This window comes from Nonomuraea sp. NPDC049714 (genome assembly GCF_044465295.1).
Classification (GTDB): Bacteria; Actinomycetota; Actinomycetes; order Streptosporangiales; family Streptosporangiaceae; genus Nonomuraea.
The window spans coordinates 1-19,414 of the sequence record NZ_JBITLM010000010.1; the positions used below are offsets into that span (position 1 = coordinate 1).

Consider the following 19,414-nt stretch of genomic DNA (forward strand, 5'->3'; position numbering starts at 1 on the left):
TCAACCAAAGGAATCCGTCATAAATGACGGGGTTGTGCATCATGCACTGGCTTTTAACACACTGTTGAGTTCTCAAGAAACGGACGCGTACATCCCCACACCATCTGATCTCTCAGACCGAGCGGCGGAGGCGCTCATTTCGTGTTTCTGTTATGTCTTAATCCTGTCAGCCGTTCAAGTCTCTGTCAAATTGACCGGACTCGCTCGACCTGCAGGAATAACCACTGCCCCGTCTCCGGGACAACCCCTCTAACTTACCAACTCATTTGAATGGTCGAGACCATCGCAATGTTGCAGCAAGTGAGTGGGGTTTGCCGGGCATCTCCCGGACTCTGCGAGTCCTGGCCGCCCGTGCCTGAGCAACTCTAGCAGCCCTCAAGACCAACTCGGCCTCGCAGTGGTAATCATGTGGTCCTTCCCTCCCCACGCAACCCCCAAACCTCTCCACCCACTTGGCAACGTCAGACGCCCTAACCGGGACAAGCCCGACATGCCTTGACATGCGCCCAGAGCTGCTGGTCCAGACGGACGGCCAGGCAAGTGGTCAGCAAGTCATCCGCAATCGCCACCCGGTACGAAGTACCCATGAGCCGACTGTGCTCTCGGAGGTGGCCGCTATGACCCGCTCGGAGTTCGACGACATCCGCGCCTTTCTCGCCGACGACGCGACCCATGCCGATGACCTGCTGCGCATCGCCCGGATGCTGATCGACGACCTTGAGCATGCCCGAACGCGTGAGGCCATTCTCCGGACCCACTATCTGCGCCTGCTCACCGCCTCCCGGGCGACGGCAGCGGCGGACGCCGTGGGCGCCCCCGACCCCATGGCCTTCATCAAGCACGAGCTCGCCGAGCACGGCCAGCTCCCGCGCGACGGTGAGGCGGTCCAGCGAATCCTCGCCGACGCCCGTACCGCCGCAACCCTTCTCGCCTGCCTGGAGCAGCCCAAGCCGGCCCGCACGCACAACATGCGGCTGCGCCGCTGCGTGGGCGCGACCCGCGGCCTGCCCAGATGAGCGGGCCTGCCCGCCCAGACGTAGCAGGCCTGCCCAGACGAGCGGCGCGTCCAGAGCGGCGCGTCCAGACGAGCGGGCGCGTCCAGATGTAACCCGCCTCAGCCTGCGCATATGAGCGGGCGGGTCGAGACGAAGCCCGCCCGCGCCCTTCCCAAGCACTGCCCGACGACCGAGCGGACGGCCAGGTGATGCCGGACCAGTGACCCGATGGCGACCTGACTCATACCCAGCATTGGCGAAGCGGCTGGAAGACTGCGCATATGTGGCAGCGGGGTATGAATTGGGCAGCAATCGCGCTGGTCGGGACATTTGGGCTGATGTGGCTCGGTGTCGTGATCTATGCCGACGTCGCCTCGGCCCCTTGGGTGCGCGTCTCCCAGGCGGTCTTCGCCCTGTTCCTGATGGGATGGGCCATCTGGAAGACCGTCGAAATGATCGGCAAGGCCTGACTCAGGAGATCAAGGGATGTAGGGCGGCGCCACACCCCATCCCCAATGGGGCACCGGCGCCTCAGGCGGCGGCTCCGCCCCAGGCTGGGAGTTCTGCCGGGCGAGTCGCGTCCCCCACTCGATGTATCCGAAGAAGGCGGCCCTGAACTCGGGGTCGTCCGGCAGCTCCACCTCGTCCGCCGCGTCCATGAGCAGGCTCACCCATCGCCGGCGCTGTGGCTCGGTGATGTGCTTGCCCAGGTGGTAGGCGAGCATATGAGCGTATCCGCCACGTTCGTCGGTGTAGCGGGAGGGACCGCCGAACACCTCCGCGAGCCACATCGCCACATGTTTCGGATGATCCGGGTCCATGTGCGCGAACAAGGGGCCGATGAGCTCGTCCTTCTTGACCTCCCGGTAGAACACCTCGGTCAGCCGTTCCAGAGCCTCCGTGCCCCCCGCCCACTCGTACAGCGTCGGCACTGCGTTCTCATTCATGTAATCATGTAATCAGCTACGACTTATAGCGACAAGACCCCATACTCCCGGCCATGGCGTTCAACCACAATGATCACTACCACCGCCTTCTCCTCCGGCAGGTTCCGCCGGAGGCGCAACGTGGGCTCGACGTGGGATGTGGCACCGGGTTGTTCGCCCGCAGGCTGGCCGCACGCGGGCTCGACGTGGACGCCGTCGACCCGAGCGAAGAGGTGATCGCGGCGGCGCCCGCCATCGACGGCGTGCGCTTCGTCCAGGCCGACATCACGGCGATGCCGCTGCCGAAGGGCCGCTACGACTTCATCTCGTGCCTGGCCAGCCTCCACCACATGCCGTTCGGAACAGTGAGCGGTTTGCGAGAGGCGCTCGCGCCAGGCGGTGTGCTGGCGGTGCTGGGCTGTTACCGCGGGAGCTCGTGGTCGGACCATCTCGTCAGCGCGGCGGCCGTCCCGGTGAACGCGGCCGCCCGGTTGGCGTTGAGCGGCCGGCCCGCCGCCTCCCCCGTCCAGGCGCCCGTCGCGACGGCCTCCATGACGCTGGACGAGGTGCGGAGCCAGGCCGCGGACCTGCTCCCGGGGGCCGGGATCCGCCGCCTGCTCTTCTGGCGTTACCTGCTGGTCCATCGGAACTGAGCCGTCAGAAGTCGTCGCAGGTCACGTACCACCGGCCGGAGAGGTGGTCGACGGAGGAGGACCGGATCCTCCCGTCGCCCGACGCGTAGGTGAGCCCGCAGAATTCGAGCCATCCACCGGCCCCGATCACGCTGAGGTCGGAGCTGTCGGCGTGGCGGACGGCACGCCCGACGGGAAAGACTCCCACCCAGTCGACGCCCAGCCCGGCTTCGGCGTCTCCCAGCGTCATGCTCTCGGGATGCAGCGGCAGCGAGCTCACATAGTCGGACAGAGCCGACTCGGAGACCGCGAAGGCCAGCCGGATCGGCAGGTCCACCGCCACGGCCCCGCATGTCACGACGGCGAGAACCGGCGCGACGGCGATGCCGGCATGCCTTCGGCTGCCCGGCAGGTAGAGCATCACCCCCCAGCAGACGGCCGTGATCAGCCAGAACAGGAAGGCATAGGACCAGACATAGAGACTGCCTCCCGGGAACACCGCGCCGATCAGGCTGGCCACGGTCGCGCACAGCGGCGGCGCCACGAACCAGAGCCACCGCATCCGCTTGCGCGCGGGCGGGGCGGGAACAGGCACACGCCGACGATAGCAAGCCAGCACCAAGATCCCGGGTGACCTGCCAAGAACCGTCCCGGGGGTTGAAACTTTCAGCCACTCGGCGCAGGGCCGACCTGTCCCGCCTGTGCCTTTGGCGGGAGCGCGCATTTCGCCGACCGCCGCCCCTTCTGGCTCCGCCCCTGGCTCCCTACCATCCGAAAGAAGCAATGGGAGCGCTCCCACGTCATCGGACGGAGTATCCATGTCTCGCACAAGGCCCCTGTTGGCCACCATCCTCACCGCGGTCGCCACGGTCGCGGCGGGGACGGCCATCTTCACCTCGTCCGCCGTTCAGGCCGCCGAGTCCACGTTCTACGTGGATCCGCTGACCAACGCGGCCACGTGGGTGGCCGACAACCCCGACGACAGCCGCGCCGGCGTGATCAGGGACCGGATCGCCGCCGTCCCGCAGGGCCGCTGGTTCGCCACCTACAACCCGGCGACCGTGCGCGGCCAGGTCGACGCGTACGTGGGCGCCGCCGCGGCGGCGGGCAAGATCCCCATCATGGTCGTGTACGCCATGCCGAACCGCGACTGCGGCGGCCCGAGCGCGGGCGGGGCTCCCGACCACGCGGCGTACCGGGCCTGGATCGACCAGATCGCCGCAGGACTGGGCGGCCGCCCGGCCACGATCGTCCTGGAGCCGGACGCGCTGCCCATCATGTCCAACTGCATGAACGCCGCCCAGCAAGCCGAGGTCCAGGCCTCCATGGCCTACGCCGGTAGGCGCTTCAACGCCACGTCCTCCCAGGTGAACGTCTACTTCGACATCGGCCACGACGCCTGGCTGTCTGCCTCGGAGGCCGCCGTCAGGCTGAACGGCGCGGACGTGGCCGGCAGCGCCGACGGCATCGCCGTCAACACTTCGAACTACCGCTCCACGGGGGGCCTGGTGTCGTTCGCCAAGAGCGTCATCGCCGCGACGGGCGTCTCCGGGCTGGGCGCGGTCATCGACACCAGCCGCAACGGCAACGGGCCGGCGGGCAGTGAGTGGTGCGATCCGGCGGGCCGGGCCACCGGCACCTGGAGCACCACCGAGACCGGCGACCCGGCCATCGACGCGTTCCTGTGGGTGAAGCCCCCTGGCGAGGCCGACGGCTGCATCGCCACGGCGGGCCAGTTCGTGCCGCAACGGGCCTACGACCTGGCCATGGCCGCGCCGTCGCCCACGGTCTCCCCCACCGTGACGCCCACCGTGTCAGTGACGCCGACAGTGACGCCGACGGCCGGTGCCGGCTGCGCCGCGTCGTACCGGCTGATCAACAAGTGGACGGGCGGTTTCCAGGCGGAGGTCACGGTGCGGAACACCGGTTCGTCCCCCATGACGGGCTGGCGGGTGGGGTGGACCTTCCCCGCTGGGCAGTCCATCTCGCAGCTGTGGAACGGCAACCTGTCGACCTCCGGCGGCGTCACGGTCACCGACCTCGGCTGGAACGGCGGCATCGCGCCGAACGCGACGGCCACGTTCGGCTTCCTCGGCAGCGGGGACGGTGACAGCAGCACACCGTCGCCGCTCACCTGCACGGCGTCCTGACGGGCGGGCGCCCGCTAGCGACTGCTCATCGAGTGGGTGACCAAGGTGGTCAGCACTTCCTTGACGGAGGCGCGGTCGCGGGCGTCGCACAAGATGAGCGGCGTGGACTCGTCCAGGCCCAGCGCCCGCCGCACCTTCGCCGAATCGTGGCGGCGGGCGCCGTCGAAGCAGTTGACCGCGACCACGAAGGGGAGCTTGAGCTTCTCGAAGTAGTCCACGGCGGGGAAGCAGTCCTGCAGTCGCCGGGTGTCGACCAGGACGACGGCGCCCAGCGCGCCCAGCGCCAGCTCCTCCCACATGAACCAGAAGCGGTCCTGCCCAGGGGTGCCGAACAGGTAGAGCCACAGACCGTCGCGGATGGTGATGCGCCCGAAGTCCAGCGCCACGGTCGTGGCGATCTTGGTCTCCACGCCCGAGATGTCGTCCACGCCCACACCGCGATCACTCAGCAGTTCCTCGGTGTGCAGGGGACGGATCTCGCTGATGGTGCCGACCATGGTGGTCTTGCCCACGCCGAAGCCTCCTGCCACCAGGATCTTCAGCGCGGTGGCGGTGAGCGTACCTCCGGAGGGCCGGGGGCGGTCAAAGCCTGCGAATTCCATGCAGTACATCCCTGTAGGTACGTTCGTCGATCGTCTCGTCGACGGGCTGCGGCGCTGCGATGTCGACCAGGCCCTCGCGCCGCAGGTCGCCGAGGAGCACGCGGGTGATGTTGAGGGGCAGCCCGAGCTGTGCCGCCACGTCGGCCACGGGGGTCGGCTCGCGGCAGATGGCCAGCATGGCGTGCTGCTCGGGATTCAGGCCGGACGGCTCGATCGGCGTCGTGGTCGTCGTGATCGTCGTGACGATGGCCACCAGATCGAACGCCTCGCCAGGAGGCCGCGCCCGGCCGCCTGTCAGGCCGTACAGCCTGATCAGAGGTCCTGGATCCGCGTCCGTCACGGCGCCATGCCGTTCCAGGCGGGCGCGGGCGCCGCTCCTCGCGGCAGGGCTGTCAGATGCTGGCCGACGCGCTTGACGAGCAGTGCCATCTCGTACGTGACCAGTCCGAGCTCGGCGTCGCCCGCCGCCAGCACGGCCAGTCGGGCACCCTGTCCGGCGGCCGTGACGAAGAGGAATCCGCCCTCCAGCTCGAAGATCGTCTGACGGACGCCGCCGAGTCCGAAGTGCCGTCCGGCGCCCGAGGCCAGGCCGTGACTGCCGGCCGCGATGGCCGCGAGGTGCTCGGTGTCCTCCCGCGTCAGCGCCTGGGAGCCGCCCATCGTCAGGCCGTCGGCGGACAACAGGACCGCGTGCTGGATGCCGTCGACCCGGTGGGTCAGGTCGTCGAGCAGCCAGCTCAGCTCGGATCTAGCGTCAGCCATGGGAATCCCTTTCGTTGCGCACGTCCTGATCCCCTTCCGCCTCTCTGCGCCCCTGACGCCAGCCCTCCTGCATGGAGGCCATCAGGTCCAGGAGCTCCCGCGGGGAGCGGGCGGAGGTATCGGGGTCCTGCTTCAGACGTGTACTGCTCAGTTGTGGTGCGAGGTTGGCCTGCCGCACGCGGACGGGCAGCCCGTCCAGGTCTTCGTCGATCTGGGGTACGGCAGGCGGTGACTGGATGGGACGGATCGGCGTTCGTGCCGGCGTGGCGGACTGGTAGGAACGCGTGGCATCGAACAGGGAGAAACCGGGCGGCTCCGGCGGCGTGAGCAGGCTCGCGGGCAGCATGAGGATCGCGGTCGTCCCGTCGTACGGTGACGGGCGGAGCGTGACCTTGATCCCGTGCCGGGCGGCCAGCCGCGACACCACGAAGATGCCCATCCGGTCGCTGCCGGCCAGATCGAACTCGGGCGGGGTGGCGAGCTGGGCGTTGAGCTCGGCGAGGGCGGCGGGCTCGACGCCGAGTCCGCAGTCCTCGACCTCCACCGCGAACCCGTTGGCCGCGGTCAGGCCGCGCACCTGGACGGTGGTGTTCGGCGGGGAGAAGACGGTGGCGTTCTCCACCAGCTCGGCGATCAGGTGAATCACGTCGGTCACCGCGTTGCCGACGAGCAGCGGCGCTCCCGGCATCGGCTGGATGGTGACCCGTGTGTAGTCCTCGACCTCCAGGGCCGCGCTGCGTGCCACGTCATGGATCGGCACCGGGTCGCGCCAGCGGCGGCCGGGGGCGGCGTCGGACAGGATGATCAGGTTCTCCGCGTGCCGGCGCATGCGGGTGGTGAAGTGGTCGAGTTTGAACAGGTTCTCCAGGGTGTCCGGATCGTCGGCCTTGCGCTCCATGGAGTCGAGCAGGCTGAGCTGGCGGTGCAGGAGTGCCTGGTTGCGCCGGGCCAGGTTGAGGAACACCTGGCCGACGCCCTTGCGCAGGGTGGCCTGGCCGACGGCGGCCTCCACCGCGGTCCGCTGTACGTCCGAGAACGCCTGGACGACGGCAGCCACCTCGGCCGTCCGGGCGCCGTCCAGCTCCGGCGTCTCGTCGGGGTCGGCGTCGTCTCCCCTGCGCAGCCGCTCGACCAGCCTGGGCAGCCGCACCTCGGCCAGCTCGACGGCCGAGCTCTGCAGCTTCTTCAGCTCGTCGATCAGCGAGCGGCCGAAGCGGTAGGAGAACACGATCGACAGCACCACGGCCAGCAGGCCGAGGCCCACCACCAGCACGATGCGCAGCAGGCCGGCGACGACGAGGCCCTCGCCCTTGAGCGTGGCCCGTTGCAGGTCCTTGGCGGCGTTCCCGGTCATTCCCGCGAACGCCTCGCTCGCGTCGCGCTGCCAGTCGGCCGTGGAGACCGGCGGCTTGCCGATCCCGTCCCAGGTGAAGACGGCGTTCTCGGCCCTCTCGAAACGCTGGTAGGCGACGCTCGCCTCCAGCTGTTCGTGCCATCCCCGCAGGTCGGGGCCGATGTCGCGGTCGGCGTCGGCGAGCTGGACCCGGCGGGAGGTCATCGCCGCGACGAACGCCGCGTGCTCGGCCTGGGTCATCTCCCCGCGGGCCAGCGCCGGGGTGAGCACCGCGTTCTCCCTGGCGGCGTACTCCGCAGCCGAGCTGTACGCGGACAGCCCGCGCAGTACCCGGTACGACGACACCTCGGTGATCCTCTCCGAACCACCGAACTGGCGTTGCGCGACGTTGATCACCGCGTCGTACTTCTCGGTCGTGGCGAGCGGGGCCGTCTCCTCCAGGTCGGCGCCGGCCCGCACGGCGGGCAGGCCGTCGAGCACGTTGAGCAGGCCCTGCACCGCCTCGGGAGGCGTCCCGGTCACCGACACCTGCTGCGCCACGTCCCGGATCCGGGCCACGGCCTGATCGGTGCGCTGCCGCTGCGCCGCGAGTTGCGCGTCGCGCGCCGTCCGGCCCGCGAGCTCGGCGGACAACTGGCGTTCGTGCTGGACCTCGACCATCAGCGCGCGAGCGGGCGCGCCGACCGCGTCCCACTCACTCCGGCTCTGCGCGAACCCTGAGGTCTCCGCCACCATGCTGTACGCGATGAACGCCCACAGGGCGACCAGCGAGACCAGGGGCACCAGCAGGATTTTGAGGATCTTCGAGCGGATCGGCGGGGTGGAGCGCATCGCTAGGTCCAATCCGCTAGTCGATCTGCCGGTTGTGGGCAGGAAGTGGCAGAAGTGCACGCCGCGACGGACGCGCACTGTGATTTGCCCCACTATGCACGCGTGGCTCCCGCACGACAACCCACTGTTACAAAAGTTGAGATTTCGAGACCCTTAACGCTAAAAGTCCGTCCTCACAGGCGATGCGAGCGTATCGCCAGGATGCCGGGGATGGGCTGCTCACGCGGCTCGTAGACCCTGTCGAGGCCGAGGCCGGCGTCGATGAAGGCGTTGAGCAGGTCGGGCAACGGGAGCTGGTTCATCCCGAGCCGGTCCCTGAGGCCGCCGATGGGCCACCACGGCGAGCGCGGGTGCCAGCCTGTCCGACGGTAGGTGGGGTGGATGATGAGCGCGCCGTCCTCCCGGTTCTCGATGTGCGGGCCGTTGAAGCAGGGGTGCACGCCGTAGAAGAGCAGCATCCCGCCTGGCCGCAGGACGCGCGCGGCCTCCTTCAGCACCCCGGCGAAGTCGTCGAGGTCGGTGGACACCCAGAGCGCGGTGACGGTGCCGAACACCTCGCCGGCGAACGGCAGCGCGGTCCCGTCACCCCGCAGGAGCGGCGCCGGGTCCCGGCGGCGGGCCAGCCGTAACTGGTCGTCCGACCGGTCGAGGCCCACCACGGTCCTGCCGGTGGAACGGATCAGCTCCAGATAGCGGCCGGTGCCGCAGCCCAGGTCCAGGCAGAGTCCATCGCCGGGGCCGAGGATGCCGGCGAGGTCCGGGAAGTTCGCGGCTGCGCCGGAGCCGATGATGTCGTCGTACCACTCGGCCAGACCGTCATATCTCGCGCTCATGATCCCTTCTTACCCGCGCTCCGGGGGAGGCGGCCCCGGCCTGTGCATGCGGGGCGCAATTCCGGACATCTCGGACGGTCTGCGGGGTAGGAGCGCGAATGTCCATGCGCCTGATCATTACGGGAGCGAGAGAACAGTGCAGCACTTCACCATCGCCACCATCGCCGAGAAGAGTGCCGACTTCCGCCGGGTCCTGTGGACCGGGGAACACAGCCAGCTGGTCATCATGACCATCCCGCCGGGCGGCGAGATCGGCGATGAGGTCCACGAGGAGAACGACCAGATTCTCACCTTCGTCGCCGGAACCGGCGAGGCGCGGGTCGGGGGCGAGGTCCGCGAAGTCAACCAGGGAGACCTGGTCGCAGTACCGGCAGGGACCCGGCACAACTTCGTCAACACCGGCGTCAACCCGCTGGTCCTCTACACGGTGTACGGGCCGCCGGACCACGCGGACGGGACCGTACACCACACCAAGGAAGAGGCGGACCGCGAAGAAGGTTGACCGCTCCAAGCGCCCTGCCCTCCGGGACGCCTCACCCGGAGGGCCCGGCTCGTCCCGCTTCGGGCGACTGAACCCGGTCTTTCTCTCCCCCGTACTTCTCGGGGACCGGACTTTCCCAAGACCGGAAGGAGAGGTCGCATGCGCAACAGATCGGGGAGAAGAAGGCTCAGACCTTGGCTGGGCGCCGTTTCGCTAGGGGGCAGCATCGCGCTGGTCCTGTCCGGCGCCCCGTTATCCGCCCAGGCCAGCAGCATGGCGGCGGAGACCATCGTCTGCCCCGGCGTCGCCGGCAGGCTCCCGGAGATCCCAGCGTCCGCGCAGAACGAAGTCGACCGGAACCTCACACTCCTAGAGACACAACTCCAGGAAGCCAACACCCGCCTGGCCAACTCCGAAGGACAAGGCGGACCCAACTTCGTCCGCAACGCCATCCTCGACCCCCTCACCTCCAAACGCACCGCCACCCTCAACCGCATCGCCACCGCCATCGGCCGAACCGCCGAACGCCCCGACGACCTCGCCGCCCTCGCCCCCTGCGAACTCAGCGAAACCGGCGCACCGACGCCGGACCCGAGCGAGACACCCTCCGCGCCTCCTCCACAGGGAGACGACAACGGCGCCGGTGGGCAGACCATCGTCTGCCCGGACGTCAACGGCAGGCTCCCGGAGATCCCAGCGTCCGCGCAGAACGAAGTCGACCGGAACCTCACACTCCTAGAGACACAACTCCAGGAAGCCAACACCCGCCTGGCCAACTCCGAAGGACAAGGCGGACCCAACTTCGTCCGCAACGCCATCCTCGACCCCCTCACCTCCAAACGCACCGCCACCCTCAACCGCATCGCCACCGCCATCGGCCGAACCGCCGAACGCCCCGACGACCTCGCCGCCCTCGCCCCCTGCGAACTCAGCGAAACCGGCGCACCGACGCCGGACCCGGGCGACGGTGCCACCGGATCGCCCAGCCCTGAGCCAAGCGACGGCCAGGACGACGGCCAGGACGAGGGTAACCAGGACGACGGCGGCCAGGACGACGGTGGGCAGAGCGAGGAGGACATCGCGGCGGCCATCGGGCCATCGGCCGAGGACTTCATCGACATCCGGCAGGTGCCACGCAATCAGCGACCGCAGGCGCGTGGAAACGGCTCCAGCGGCAGCTTCGTCTCCAACTGCGGCACGAACCAGGAGGAGCATCGCAACACCGACAACCTGATCAACGCCCCCGGCGTGGTCAACGCCGCCCAGCACCTGCACGACTACGTGGGCAACGTGTCCGCCGACGCCTTCTCCACCAACGAGAGCCTCGCCGCGTCCGACACCACCTGCCGCAACAAGGCCGACAAGACGACCTACTTCTGGCCGGTCATCCGCGTACGCGGGCCCAACGACGAGCCCGGCGCTCCCGAGGTGGACAAGAACAACATCGGCACCCCGGTGCGGCCGTCAGTGGCGCGGCTGGAGTACCGCGGCAACCCTGTCTCGGATGTCACGGCGGCGCCGCGCTTCCTGAGGATCAACTTCGGCGACGCCAAGGCGGTGACCAACGGCCCGGCCAACGCCAAGGCGGTCTGGACGTGCACCGGTTTCACCGACCGCATCACCGACAAGTACCCGATCTGCCCGTCCGGCAGCGACGTGACGCGCATCTTCGACATGCCCAGCTGCTGGGACGGCCAGAACACCGACAGCGCCAACCACCGCGACCACCTCGTCTTCCCCGACGACAGCGGCGCCTGCCCGGACGGCACCCAGGCCGTGCCGCAGCTGCGCATGACGCTGATCTACAACGACCTGCCCAACACCCGGCCCAACGGCACCGACGTCCCCTTCGCGTTGGACTCGTTCGCCAGCGAACGCCACAACCCGATCACCGACCATGTCGGCGCCATCGGCGTGATGGAGGAGGAACTCATGGAGACCGTCGTCCAGTGCATCAACAGCGGCAGGAGGTGCTGATGGCATAACCCCTACCCCCACATCCGGCCGGACTCGCCCCACACGTCGAGTCCGGCCGTTGTGATGTACGGCACTCCATTGGCTGGGGTGAATACTTTCCAGTGAATGGTTTCCAGGAAATGCGAAAGGCCCTCCAGGATAATCCTGGAGGGCCTTTCTTTTGGTAGCGGGGGCAGGATTTGAACCTGCGACCTCTGGGTTATGAGCCCAGCGAGCTACCGAACTGCTCCACCCCGCGTCGGTGTGTGTCTAAAGACTATCCCTGACACGGGGCTTACGCAAACTGACTGACCTAACCCCCAGCCGGTGGCGGCGTCGGTGAGCCTGTCGGTGTCGCCGTCGGCGTGGCGGTGGGCGACGCCGACGGTGAGGCCGTGGGACTGGCCGAAGGCACTGGCTGCGCCCCTGCCGTCTTCAGCTTCTCCAGGGCGTCGTCCAGCCGCTGCTGAGCCTTGCCGTATTCGACCCAGTTCGGCGGGTCGCTCTGCAGGGCCTTCTGGGCGTCGTCGTAGGCCTTCTCCGCCTCGGAGATGGCCGTCGACAGGGCCGTGGCGGCCTGGTTGTTCTCGGTCGGCTGATTCTCCTGGGCGTTCTCGTCCGTCTGCGTCTGCTGGTCGGCGCTGAAGACCTGGGCGAGCGCCCCTTGCAGGGTGCGGTCGACACCGATCTTGCTGCCGAACGACACCAGCACGCGCTGCAGGATCGGGTACGGCTCCTGGCCGCCGCCGGCCGCCACCTGGATGTAGACGGGCTCGATGTAGACCAGCCCGCCCGCGTAGGGCAGCGTCAGCAGGTTGCCGTAGCGGACCGACGAGGCGCCGACGCCCAGCAGGTTGAGCTCACCCGCGAACCGGCTCTGGAAGGCGTTCTGCGCCTGGCCAGGACCTGGGATCGGAGTGTTGGACGGCATTCGCAGGATGCGGAGTTTGCCGTAGTTGGGGCCTGCCGTGGAGTCGACCGCCATGAAGGCCGCCAGGTTGGGCCCCTCCCTGGGGACGAAGGTCGTCGTCAGGGAGAACGTCGGCTGCCCGCCCGGCATCGTGGCGGTCAGGTAGTAGGGCGGCTGCTTGATGTTGCGGTCGCCCTGCGACGGGTCGTTGGGGACGTTCCAGAAGTCCTGGCCGCTGTAGAAGGCCGCGGCGTCGGTGATGTGGTAGCGCGACAGGGTGTAGCGCTGCACCTTGAACAGGTCTTCCGGGTAGCGCACGTGGGCGCGCAGGTCCTCGCTCATCTCGGCGGCCGGGCGGATGACGCCGGGGAAGGCCTTGCTCCAGGTCTTCAGCACCGGGTCGTTGGCGTCCCAGCCGTAGAGGGTGACGGTGCCGTCGTAGGCGTCGACCGTGGCCTTGACGGAGTTGCGGATGTAGTTGATCTTGTCCTGCGGCTGCTGGGCGATGACGCGGGAGCGGTCGGTGGACAGGTCCCTGGTCATCTCGCCGAGGCTCTCGCTCTGCGAGTAGGGGTAGGCGTTGGACGTGGTGTAGGCGTCGACGATCCAGGTGACCCGCCCGTCGACGATCGCCGGGTAAGGGTTGGAGTCGAGGGTCAGGAACGGGGCGACCTTCTGGATCCGCAGGCGCGGGTTGCGCTCGTACAGGATCTTGGAGTTGTCGTTGATGTCACCCGAGAGCAGGATGTTCACCTCGCCGTACTTGGCGGCGTAGAACAGCCTGTTGATGAACGAGCCGACGGGCACGCCGCCCGCGCCGGTGTAGGTGGTGTTGGCCTGCCCGGTGCCGCCCGTCTCCGGGTAGTCGAGCTCCTGCGGCCTGTTCGGGTTGCCACCGGCGATGGCGTAGTTGTTGGTGATGTTCTCGTGTTCGCCGAAGTAGATCCGCGATTCCTTGAGATTGGTGCTGGTCACCAGGGGACCGGTCACCGGCATGTTCTTGGCGTCGTAGTCGGGCAGGCCGCCGGAGTCGACCTTGTTGCCCGGGGCGGTCACGATGCCGTAGCCGTGGGTGTAGACGAGGTGCCGGTTGATCCAGTTGCTCTGCCCCTGGGGCGGCCCGGTCAGCTCACGGACACCGACGATGTGGTCGACGAGCTTGCCGGTCGAGTCGGGATAGCGGTCGACGTCGAGCTGGTCGGCGAAGGCGTAGAAACCGCGGATGCGCTGGGTCTGCTCGTAGGTCGCGGACACGAGCGCCGGGTCGAGCAGGCGCACGCCCGAGACCGAGGCGTCGCCGCTGACCTGCACCTTGGTCGGGTCGGCCTCGGCGGTGTACGGAGTGACCTCCGCATCACCGATCTTGTACGCGTCGCGTGTCGCTGTGATGTTGCGGCCGATGTACGGGGCTTCCTTGCCCTGCTGGTTGGGCTTGACCTGGAACTGCTCGACCAGCAGCGGATAGACGCCGCCGATCAGCACGGCCGAGAGCACCAGCAGACCGAGGGAGACGCCGGGCAGCATGCCGCCCGGCCGGAAGATGGCGGCGAAGAACAGCGCGGCACAGATCAGCGCGATGATCGCGAGAATGTTCTTGGCGGGCAGGACGGCGTTGACGTCCGTATAGGAGGCGCCGTGCACGAACCCCCGGTCGGAGAAGACCAGGTCGAACTGGTCGATCCAATAGGCGACCGCCTTGAGCAGCACGAAGACGCCGACCAGGACCGACAGGTGGATCCGCGCGGCGCGGGAGGCGTGCACCCCGGGCGACTGCAGCCTGAATCCGCCGTAGAGGTAATGGGTGATCGCCGAGAGGATGGCCGCGATGACGACGGCGGTGAACAGGAAGTTCAGCAGCATCCGGATGAACGGCAGGTCGAACATGAAGAACGAGAGGTCCATCTTGAACTGCTCGTCCGTCTTGCCGAACTTCTCCCCGTTGGCGAACTGCATCCAGGTCGGCCACTGCCCGGCGGAAGAGGAGCCGGCGAACAGCCCGATCAGCGCCATGCCGACGATGAAGATGAGTTTGCGATGGGGGTCGATGGCCATGCGATAGCGGTCGGCGCCGCTGCCGCCACCGAACATGGCGGGCCCGAACATCGGCCGGGTCCTGAACGCCAGCAGCATGTTGCCGCCGACGATGCCGACCATGAGCAGCGCCCCGATGAGGAACAGCACGATCTCGGTCAGCAGCACACCGGAGAAGACGGGAATGTAATCGATGGCGTCAAACCATAGATAATCCGTATAAATCCCGGAAAAAAGGAAGAAAAGTGCCACAATCGCCACGAGTGCGATCGCGACAGGCAGAAGCAGTCGCGGTCGGCGGGGCAAGCGCATCGCCCTGCCGCCGGCTCCTGGGGTCCGGAAGCTCAAGGCCAACCCCTCGTCGTGATGAAGAAACGGTCCGTGTCTGGCAACCTACACTGCGGTGCCATCCCTATGACTAACGCACGGCGATAGCAGGAAGTTTCGTCCCTAGCCACAAGAAGGCACCTCGCCTTTCCCCGTGTTGAGCGCGTCGAGCGCGCGCACCGCGCCGCTCAACGTCTCCGCCTTGACCAGCCGCAGCCCGTCGGGCGCGCCCTTCAGCGCCTCGGCGCAGTTGTCGGCCGGCGTGAGGAAGACGGTGGCCCCCGCGTCACGGGCGCCGACCATCTTCTGGGCGATGCCGCCGATCGGGCCCACCTCACCCTCCGGGGTGATCGTGCCCGTGCCCGCGACCTGCTTTCCACCGGTGAGGGGGCCGCTGGTGAGTTTGTCCACGATGCCGAGCGAGAACATCAGCCCGGCGCTCGGCCCGCCCACGTCGCCCACGTTGATGTCGACCTCGAACGGGAACTTGTACTTGGCCTGCATGGTCACCCCCACCATGGCCTTGCCCTTCTCCCCGGTGGTCCGCACGGCGACGTCGAGCTTCTGCGTGCCTCTGACCACGCCGAACGTCACCTCCTCGCCCGGACCGCGCGCCCTGACCGCCTCACCGACCGCCTCGATCTCACTGACCGGCTTGCCGTCGACCGAGACGATCTCGTCGCCCTTTAGCAGCTTGCCGGCGGCGGGCTGGTCCTTCACCGTGGAGACCACCGAGATGACGGTGGTGTAGGGGATCTTGAGCTCGTTGAGCGCGGCGGCGGTCGCGTCGTCCTGGGAGTTGGTCATCTCGACCGTGTTCTCCTCCTCGACCTGCTCCTGCGAGCGGTCGGGGGCGAAGATGGTCTCCTGCGGCACCACGGCCACGGTCGGATCGATCCAGCCGCGCAGCGCGGTCAGCAGGTCGATCTTGGCGTTGGGCCCGCCCTGATAGGCGACGGTGACGAGCCTCAGCTCACCATTGGTCGGGTACGTCTCCCGCCCGCTGATCGTGATCACCGGTTTGTTGTCGACCTTGCCGAGGGTGTCCTCGGTCGGGCCGGGGCTGAGCACGACGTACGGCACCTTCGACAGCGCCCCCACGATCCCGAGGGCGAGCACGAGAAAGGCCGAAACCAGCAGGGTCAGGGCGCGTCGTGACATGGATCGAGCTTATTCGCAGGCACCGACCCACTCGGTCGACCCATCGGCGAACACCTGATGTTTCCAGATCGGCACCTGGGACTTGAGGTCGTCGATGAGCCTGCGCGCCGCCAGGAACGCCTCCTGCCTGTGCGCACTGGCCACGGCCACGATCACGGCGGTGTCGCCGAGCTCCAGATCGCCGACCCGGTGCACGGCCGCCAGCGCGGTGACGGGGAAATCGGTGGCCACCTTCTCCGCCACCGTCCGCAGTTCGCTTTCGGCCGAAGGGTGGGCCGAGTAGGAGAGCCGGGTCACGGGCTTGCCGTGGTCCTGCTCACGCACGGTGCCCACGAAGAGCGTGGTGCCGCCGGCCGCGTGGTCACCCACCGCGGCCATCACCTCGTCGACGGAGAGCGCGGTGTCACGAATTGCCAGCAAGCGGATAACGTCCACGAAAAGAGCCTACAGATTGTTCCCCTCCGATCCTCACGCCCGCCGCTTCTTGCGCACCTGGCGGACGATCGCGGCGGTGCCGATGACCGCGACGGTCGCGCCGGCGGCGGTGAGCGTGGCCTCCTTGACGGGCAGCCGCCTGCCGACCACGGTCGTCCGGTTCTCGCGCAGCTCCAGCACCTGGGCGAGCGCCGCCTCGTTGGTCCAGGCCGGCTTCCAGCCCGCCTCGCGCAGCCGCGCGCAGTCGACCACCCACGGATAGACGACATAGTGCAGGTCCGTGGCGGGAGCCGGGGTGATGCCCAGCCGGTGCAGCCGCTGCGCGGTGCCGAACGTCAACCCGGCGGGCAGCTCGAACCGGCGGATCCCGGACAGCTCCTCGACCTTCTCCTGCTCCAGCCAGCCGTCGGAGCCCACGGCCAGCACGCCGGTGATCACGCCCTTCGCGGCCAGCTCCAGGGCCGAGACCAGGTCCTCGATGTGGCAGAACTGCCAGCGCGGCGTGCACCCCTTGACGGTGAGCAGCCTCGGCGACTCGAAGTGGCGGGTGATGACGGTGTCCACGCCGGGACCGACGACCGCGGCCGGACGCAGCACGGTCAGCTCCAGCCCCGGATGACTGCGCAGCGACCTGCGAACCAGCGCCTCGATCTCCAGGTAGTCGCCCACCACGCCGGTGTCGGGCTCGGCCGCGACCGGGCCGTCCTCGGCGAGGGGCACGTCGTTGTCGGGCGCGGCGCCGTACACCATCGCGCTCGTGACCAGCACGACGCGGCGGACGCGAGCGGCCGCGCTGGCCGTGAGCACGGTCTGCGCCGCTCTCAGGTTGTACGCTCTCCGCTCCCCGGGGTCGGAGTCGACGGCGTAGTCACCGGCCAGATGAACCAGGACGTCGATGTCGGATATCCGGTTCGCCAAGAGCGGATCTCGTACGTCGATCACCCTCCACGTGGCCTCCTTGATGTCGCCGCGCTCCTCGTCAATGGCCACCACCCTGCGGAAATCCGCGGCGGAGACGAGCTTTGCGAGCAGCTCGCGGCCCAGGCCCGAGGCAGCACCTGTGACCGCTACGACTGGTTGGCGCGGGCGTTTCGAGGTAGGCACCAGGTCCTCACTTTGCACTGATCCGCCGTAGGACGACTAACGTGGCGGATGTGGACTCCTCCATCCTGCACGAGGTAGAGCGGTGACTGACCTGCCAGGTCGCGAAAACGACCCCAACGAGAACCCGTTCGCCATGTTCGGCGACCCTGAGCAGATGGCTCAGGCGATGCGCCAGTTCGCCGACATGCTGTCGGCGCCGCAGGGTTCCGGCCCTGTCAACTGGGACATGGCCAAGAACATCGCCCGCCACGCCGTGGTCGCAGAGGGCGATCCCAGCGTCATGGAGGGTGAGCGACGCCAGATCGTCGACGCCCTCCAGCTGGCCGACCTGTGGCTCAACGAGGCCACCGCGCTGCCCAGCGGCGTGTCCGGCCCACAGGCGTGGAGCCGCTCCGAGTGGATCGAGAACACGATCCCGGTGTGGCGCAAGCTGGCCGAGCCGATCGCCGAGCGCATGGTCGAGACCATGGGCGGCGCGCTCGGCGGCTCCAACCTGCCGCCTGAGGCGCAGCAGATGGCCGGGCCGCTGATGGGCATGCTGAAGCAGATGGGCGGCATGATGGTCGGCCAGCAGATCGGCCAGGCCCTCGGCTCGCTGGCCCGCGAGGTGATCGGCACGACCGACATCGGGCTGCCGCTGTCGGACACCGCCGCGCTGCTGCCCGGCGGTGTCGCCTCCTTCAGCCAGGGGCTGGAGCACCCGGCCGACGAGATCAGGCTCTATCTGGCGCTGCGCGAGGCGGCGCACCACCGGCTGTTCCAGCACGTTCCGTGGCTGCGCGGGCACCTGCTCGGCGCCGTCGAGGAGTATGCCAGGGGCATCACGGTCGACACCTCCGCGCTGGAGGAGCAGATCCGCGGCCTCGACATCAACAACCCGGAGGCGCTCCAGGAGGCGCTCAGCGGGGGCGCCCTGCTCAAGCCCGAGGAGACCGAGCGGCAGAAGGCCGCCCTGGCTCGCCTGGAGACCATGCTCGCGCTGGTCGAGGGCTGGGTGGCGACGGTGGTCGACGAGGCCGCCGCCGGCAAGCTGCCCTCCGCCGTCGCGCTGGCGGAGACCGTACGACGTCGTCGCGCGACGGGCGGTCCGGCCGAGCTGACCTTCGGCACGCTCGTCGGCCTGGAGCTGCGTCCGCGCAGGCTGCGGGAGGCGGCGGCGCTGTGGCAGGCGCTGAAGCAGGAGCGCGGTGTCGACGGGCGCGACGCGCTGTGGGGTCACCCCGACCTGATGCCGCACGCCGACGACCTGGACGACCCCGACGCGTTCGTGCGCGGCGAGGCGGCCTGGGACATCTCGCAGCTCGACCGCAAGCCCGACGACGAGGGCGACCAGAGTTGAGCCTGCACGACGACGCGGTGGGCGTGCTCACCGCGTGGACGGCGCCGACGGCCGAGGAGGAGGTGCTGCGCACGGAGTTCCTGCGGCATCTGGCGGCGCACGACGACGCCATGCTGCGCCAGTGCGTTCCCGGCCATCTGACGGCGACGACGGCGGTGCTGTCGCACGACGGCGCGCGGGTCCTGCTCACGCTGCATCCCAAGGCCGGCATGTGGCTGCCCATGGGAGGCCACTGCGAGCCGGGCGACCGCACGCTGGCGGAAGTCGCGCTCCGCGAGGCCGTGGAGGAGTCCGGGATCCCGCACCTGGAGTTACTGCCTGGCCCGCTGGCGCTCGACAAGCACCTGGTCTGGTGCCATCCGCCGGACAGCCGGCATTTCGACGTCGAGTACGCCGCCGTGGCCCCCGCGGGCGCGGAGGCCGTGATCAGCGATGAATCGCTCGATCTGCGCTGGTTCCCGGTCGAGGAGATCCCGGAGCTCTCCGACGAGGCGACCCGCCGCCTGGCCGCACGTGGGCAGGCCGCTCTTACCTCGCGCTCACGCGCGCTTGGCTAGAGTCCGCCAGAGTCGCATCGTTCCAAAG

At 68.6% G+C, this 19,414-nt stretch carries 19 protein-coding genes and 1 tRNA gene; 8 read left to right on the forward strand and 12 right to left on the reverse strand.

Annotated elements, in window-relative coordinates; genetic code table 11:
* Positions 1–617: 617 nt before the first annotated feature.
* Together ACIBQX_RS33265 and ACIBQX_RS33270 are read left to right on the forward strand one after the other, a co-directional pair.
* A complete protein-coding gene (locus ACIBQX_RS33265; RefSeq protein WP_397011556.1) occupies positions 618–1,016 on the forward strand; it encodes a hypothetical protein in 399 nt (132 codons plus the stop codon).
* Positions 1,017–1,291: 275 nt separating this feature from the next.
* Positions 1,292–1,465, forward strand: a complete 174-nt coding sequence (locus ACIBQX_RS33270; RefSeq protein ID WP_397011558.1) for a hypothetical protein — start codon at positions 1,292–1,294, stop codon at positions 1,463–1,465.
* A gap of 9 nt (positions 1,466–1,474) precedes the next feature.
* Here ACIBQX_RS33270 and ACIBQX_RS33275 read toward each other — a convergent pair whose 3' ends face one another.
* Entirely contained in the window at positions 1,475–1,942 is a 468-nt protein-coding gene (locus ACIBQX_RS33275; RefSeq protein WP_397011560.1) for a group II truncated hemoglobin, read from the reverse strand.
* A gap of 53 nt (positions 1,943–1,995) precedes the next feature.
* Between ACIBQX_RS33275 and ACIBQX_RS33280 the strand changes: the two genes are divergently transcribed.
* Positions 1,996–2,574 (forward strand): class I SAM-dependent methyltransferase, encoded by a 579-nt coding sequence (locus ACIBQX_RS33280; protein WP_397011562.1) that lies wholly within the window; start codon positions 1,996–1,998, stop codon positions 2,572–2,574.
* A 4-nt stretch (positions 2,575–2,578) separates the two neighbouring features.
* Here the strand turns inward: ACIBQX_RS33280 and ACIBQX_RS33285 are convergent, their stop codons facing one another.
* A complete protein-coding gene (locus ACIBQX_RS33285; protein WP_397011564.1) occupies positions 2,579–3,148 on the reverse strand; it encodes a hypothetical protein in 570 nt (189 codons plus the stop codon).
* Positions 3,149–3,371: 223 nt separating this feature from the next.
* Here ACIBQX_RS33285 and ACIBQX_RS33290 point away from each other — a divergent pair, with 223 nt between their 5' ends.
* Entirely contained in the window at positions 3,372–4,703 is a 1,332-nt protein-coding gene (locus ACIBQX_RS33290) for a glycoside hydrolase family 6 protein (protein WP_397011566.1), read from the forward strand.
* Positions 4,704–4,717: 14 nt separating this feature from the next.
* Here the strand turns inward: ACIBQX_RS33290 and ACIBQX_RS33295 are convergent, their stop codons facing one another.
* From ACIBQX_RS33295 to ACIBQX_RS33315, 5 genes are all read right to left on the reverse strand, one after another.
* Positions 4,718–5,305 carry a GTP-binding protein gene (locus ACIBQX_RS33295; protein WP_397011568.1) on the reverse strand — a complete coding sequence of 196 codons (588 nt, stop codon included), beginning with the start codon at positions 5,303–5,305 and terminating at the stop codon, positions 4,718–4,720.
* Positions 5,286–5,645, reverse strand: coding sequence for a DUF742 domain-containing protein (locus ACIBQX_RS33300; RefSeq protein WP_397011570.1), 360 nt, complete (start codon positions 5,643–5,645; stop codon positions 5,286–5,288). Before ACIBQX_RS33300 ends, ACIBQX_RS33295 begins: the two co-directional genes overlap by 20 nt.
* Complete coding sequence (locus tag ACIBQX_RS33305) at positions 5,642–6,067, reverse strand: roadblock/LC7 domain-containing protein (RefSeq protein WP_397011571.1); 426 nt, start codon at positions 6,065–6,067, stop codon at positions 5,642–5,644. The genes ACIBQX_RS33300 and ACIBQX_RS33305 overlap by 4 nt, the downstream gene beginning before the upstream one ends.
* Entirely contained in the window at positions 6,060–8,252 is a 2,193-nt protein-coding gene (locus ACIBQX_RS33310; protein WP_397011573.1) for a nitrate- and nitrite sensing domain-containing protein, read from the reverse strand. The genes ACIBQX_RS33305 and ACIBQX_RS33310 overlap by 8 nt, the downstream gene beginning before the upstream one ends.
* 173 nt (positions 8,253–8,425) lie before the next feature.
* On the reverse strand, positions 8,426–9,085 hold the full coding sequence (locus tag ACIBQX_RS33315; RefSeq protein ID WP_397011575.1) for a class I SAM-dependent methyltransferase: 660 nt from the start codon (positions 9,083–9,085) through the stop codon (positions 8,426–8,428).
* Positions 9,086–9,221: 136 nt separating this feature from the next.
* On the opposite strand from ACIBQX_RS33315, the gene ACIBQX_RS33320 reads away from it, so the two are divergent.
* Entirely contained in the window at positions 9,222–9,587 is a 366-nt protein-coding gene (locus ACIBQX_RS33320) for a cupin domain-containing protein (protein WP_397011577.1), read from the forward strand.
* Between the two features lie 138 nt (positions 9,588–9,725).
* A complete protein-coding gene (locus tag ACIBQX_RS33325; protein WP_397011579.1) occupies positions 9,726–11,543 on the forward strand; it encodes a DUF1996 domain-containing protein in 1,818 nt (605 codons plus the stop codon).
* A gap of 161 nt (positions 11,544–11,704) precedes the next feature.
* Here ACIBQX_RS33325 and ACIBQX_RS33330 read toward each other — a convergent pair.
* From ACIBQX_RS33330 to ACIBQX_RS33350, 5 genes are all read right to left on the reverse strand, one after another.
* A tRNA-Met gene (locus ACIBQX_RS33330) sits at positions 11,705–11,781 on the reverse strand.
* A 54-nt stretch (positions 11,782–11,835) separates the two neighbouring features.
* Positions 11,836–14,775, reverse strand: a complete 2,940-nt coding sequence (locus ACIBQX_RS33335) for a UPF0182 family protein (protein ID WP_397011581.1) — start codon at positions 14,773–14,775, stop codon at positions 11,836–11,838.
* 138 nt (positions 14,776–14,913) lie between these two features.
* The gene (locus tag ACIBQX_RS33340) at positions 14,914–15,951 is read right to left on the reverse strand and encodes a PDZ domain-containing protein (protein ID WP_397011583.1); all 1,038 of its coding nucleotides are present in this window, start codon (positions 15,949–15,951) and stop codon (positions 14,914–14,916) included.
* Between the two features lie 9 nt (positions 15,952–15,960).
* Positions 15,961–16,386, reverse strand: a complete 426-nt coding sequence (locus ACIBQX_RS33345; RefSeq protein WP_397011585.1) for a molybdenum cofactor biosynthesis protein MoaE — start codon at positions 16,384–16,386, stop codon at positions 15,961–15,963.
* A 33-nt stretch (positions 16,387–16,419) separates the two neighbouring features.
* Positions 16,420–17,493 carry an NAD-dependent epimerase/dehydratase family protein gene (locus tag ACIBQX_RS33350; protein ID WP_397012225.1) on the reverse strand — a complete coding sequence of 358 codons (1,074 nt, stop codon included), beginning with the start codon at positions 17,491–17,493 and terminating at the stop codon, positions 16,420–16,422.
* 79 nt (positions 17,494–17,572) lie between these two features.
* On the opposite strand from ACIBQX_RS33350, the gene ACIBQX_RS33355 reads away from it, so the two are divergent.
* Positions 17,573–18,829 (forward strand): zinc-dependent metalloprotease, encoded by a 1,257-nt coding sequence (locus ACIBQX_RS33355; RefSeq protein ID WP_397011587.1) that lies wholly within the window; start codon positions 17,573–17,575, stop codon positions 18,827–18,829.
* A complete protein-coding gene (locus tag ACIBQX_RS33360) occupies positions 18,826–19,386 on the forward strand; it encodes an NUDIX hydrolase (RefSeq protein ID WP_397011589.1) in 561 nt (186 codons plus the stop codon). The genes ACIBQX_RS33355 and ACIBQX_RS33360 overlap by 4 nt, the downstream gene beginning before the upstream one ends.
* Positions 19,387–19,414 lie beyond the last annotated feature (28 nt).

What these genes read in the sequence shown, in the direction of transcription:
- ACIBQX_RS33265 (WP_397011556.1), top strand. Translation starts at nt 618, where the DNA reads ATGACCCGCTCGGAGTTCGACGACATCCGCGCCTTTCTCGCCGACGAC.
- ACIBQX_RS33270 (WP_397011558.1), top strand. Translation starts at nt 1,292, where the DNA reads ATGAATTGGGCAGCAATCGCGCTGGTCGGGACATTTGGGCTGATGTGG.
- ACIBQX_RS33275 (WP_397011560.1), bottom strand. Translation starts at nt 1,942, where the DNA reads ATGAATGAGAACGCAGTGCCGACGCTGTACGAGTGGGCGGGGGGCACG.
- ACIBQX_RS33280 (WP_397011562.1), top strand. Translation starts at nt 1,996, where the DNA reads ATGGCGTTCAACCACAATGATCACTACCACCGCCTTCTCCTCCGGCAG.
- ACIBQX_RS33290 (WP_397011566.1), top strand. Translation starts at nt 3,372, where the DNA reads ATGTCTCGCACAAGGCCCCTGTTGGCCACCATCCTCACCGCGGTCGCC.
- ACIBQX_RS33295 (WP_397011568.1), bottom strand. Translation starts at nt 5,305, where the DNA reads ATGGAATTCGCAGGCTTTGACCGCCCCCGGCCCTCCGGAGGTACGCTC.
- ACIBQX_RS33305 (WP_397011571.1), bottom strand. Translation starts at nt 6,067, where the DNA reads ATGGCTGACGCTAGATCCGAGCTGAGCTGGCTGCTCGACGACCTGACC.
- ACIBQX_RS33310 (WP_397011573.1), bottom strand. Translation starts at nt 8,252, where the DNA reads ATGCGCTCCACCCCGCCGATCCGCTCGAAGATCCTCAAAATCCTGCTG.
- ACIBQX_RS33315 (WP_397011575.1), bottom strand. Translation starts at nt 9,085, where the DNA reads ATGAGCGCGAGATATGACGGTCTGGCCGAGTGGTACGACGACATCATC.
- ACIBQX_RS33325 (WP_397011579.1), top strand. Translation starts at nt 9,726, where the DNA reads ATGCGCAACAGATCGGGGAGAAGAAGGCTCAGACCTTGGCTGGGCGCC.
- ACIBQX_RS33335 (WP_397011581.1), bottom strand. Translation starts at nt 14,775, where the DNA reads ATGCGCTTGCCCCGCCGACCGCGACTGCTTCTGCCTGTCGCGATCGCA.
- ACIBQX_RS33340 (WP_397011583.1), bottom strand. Translation starts at nt 15,951, where the DNA reads ATGTCACGACGCGCCCTGACCCTGCTGGTTTCGGCCTTTCTCGTGCTC.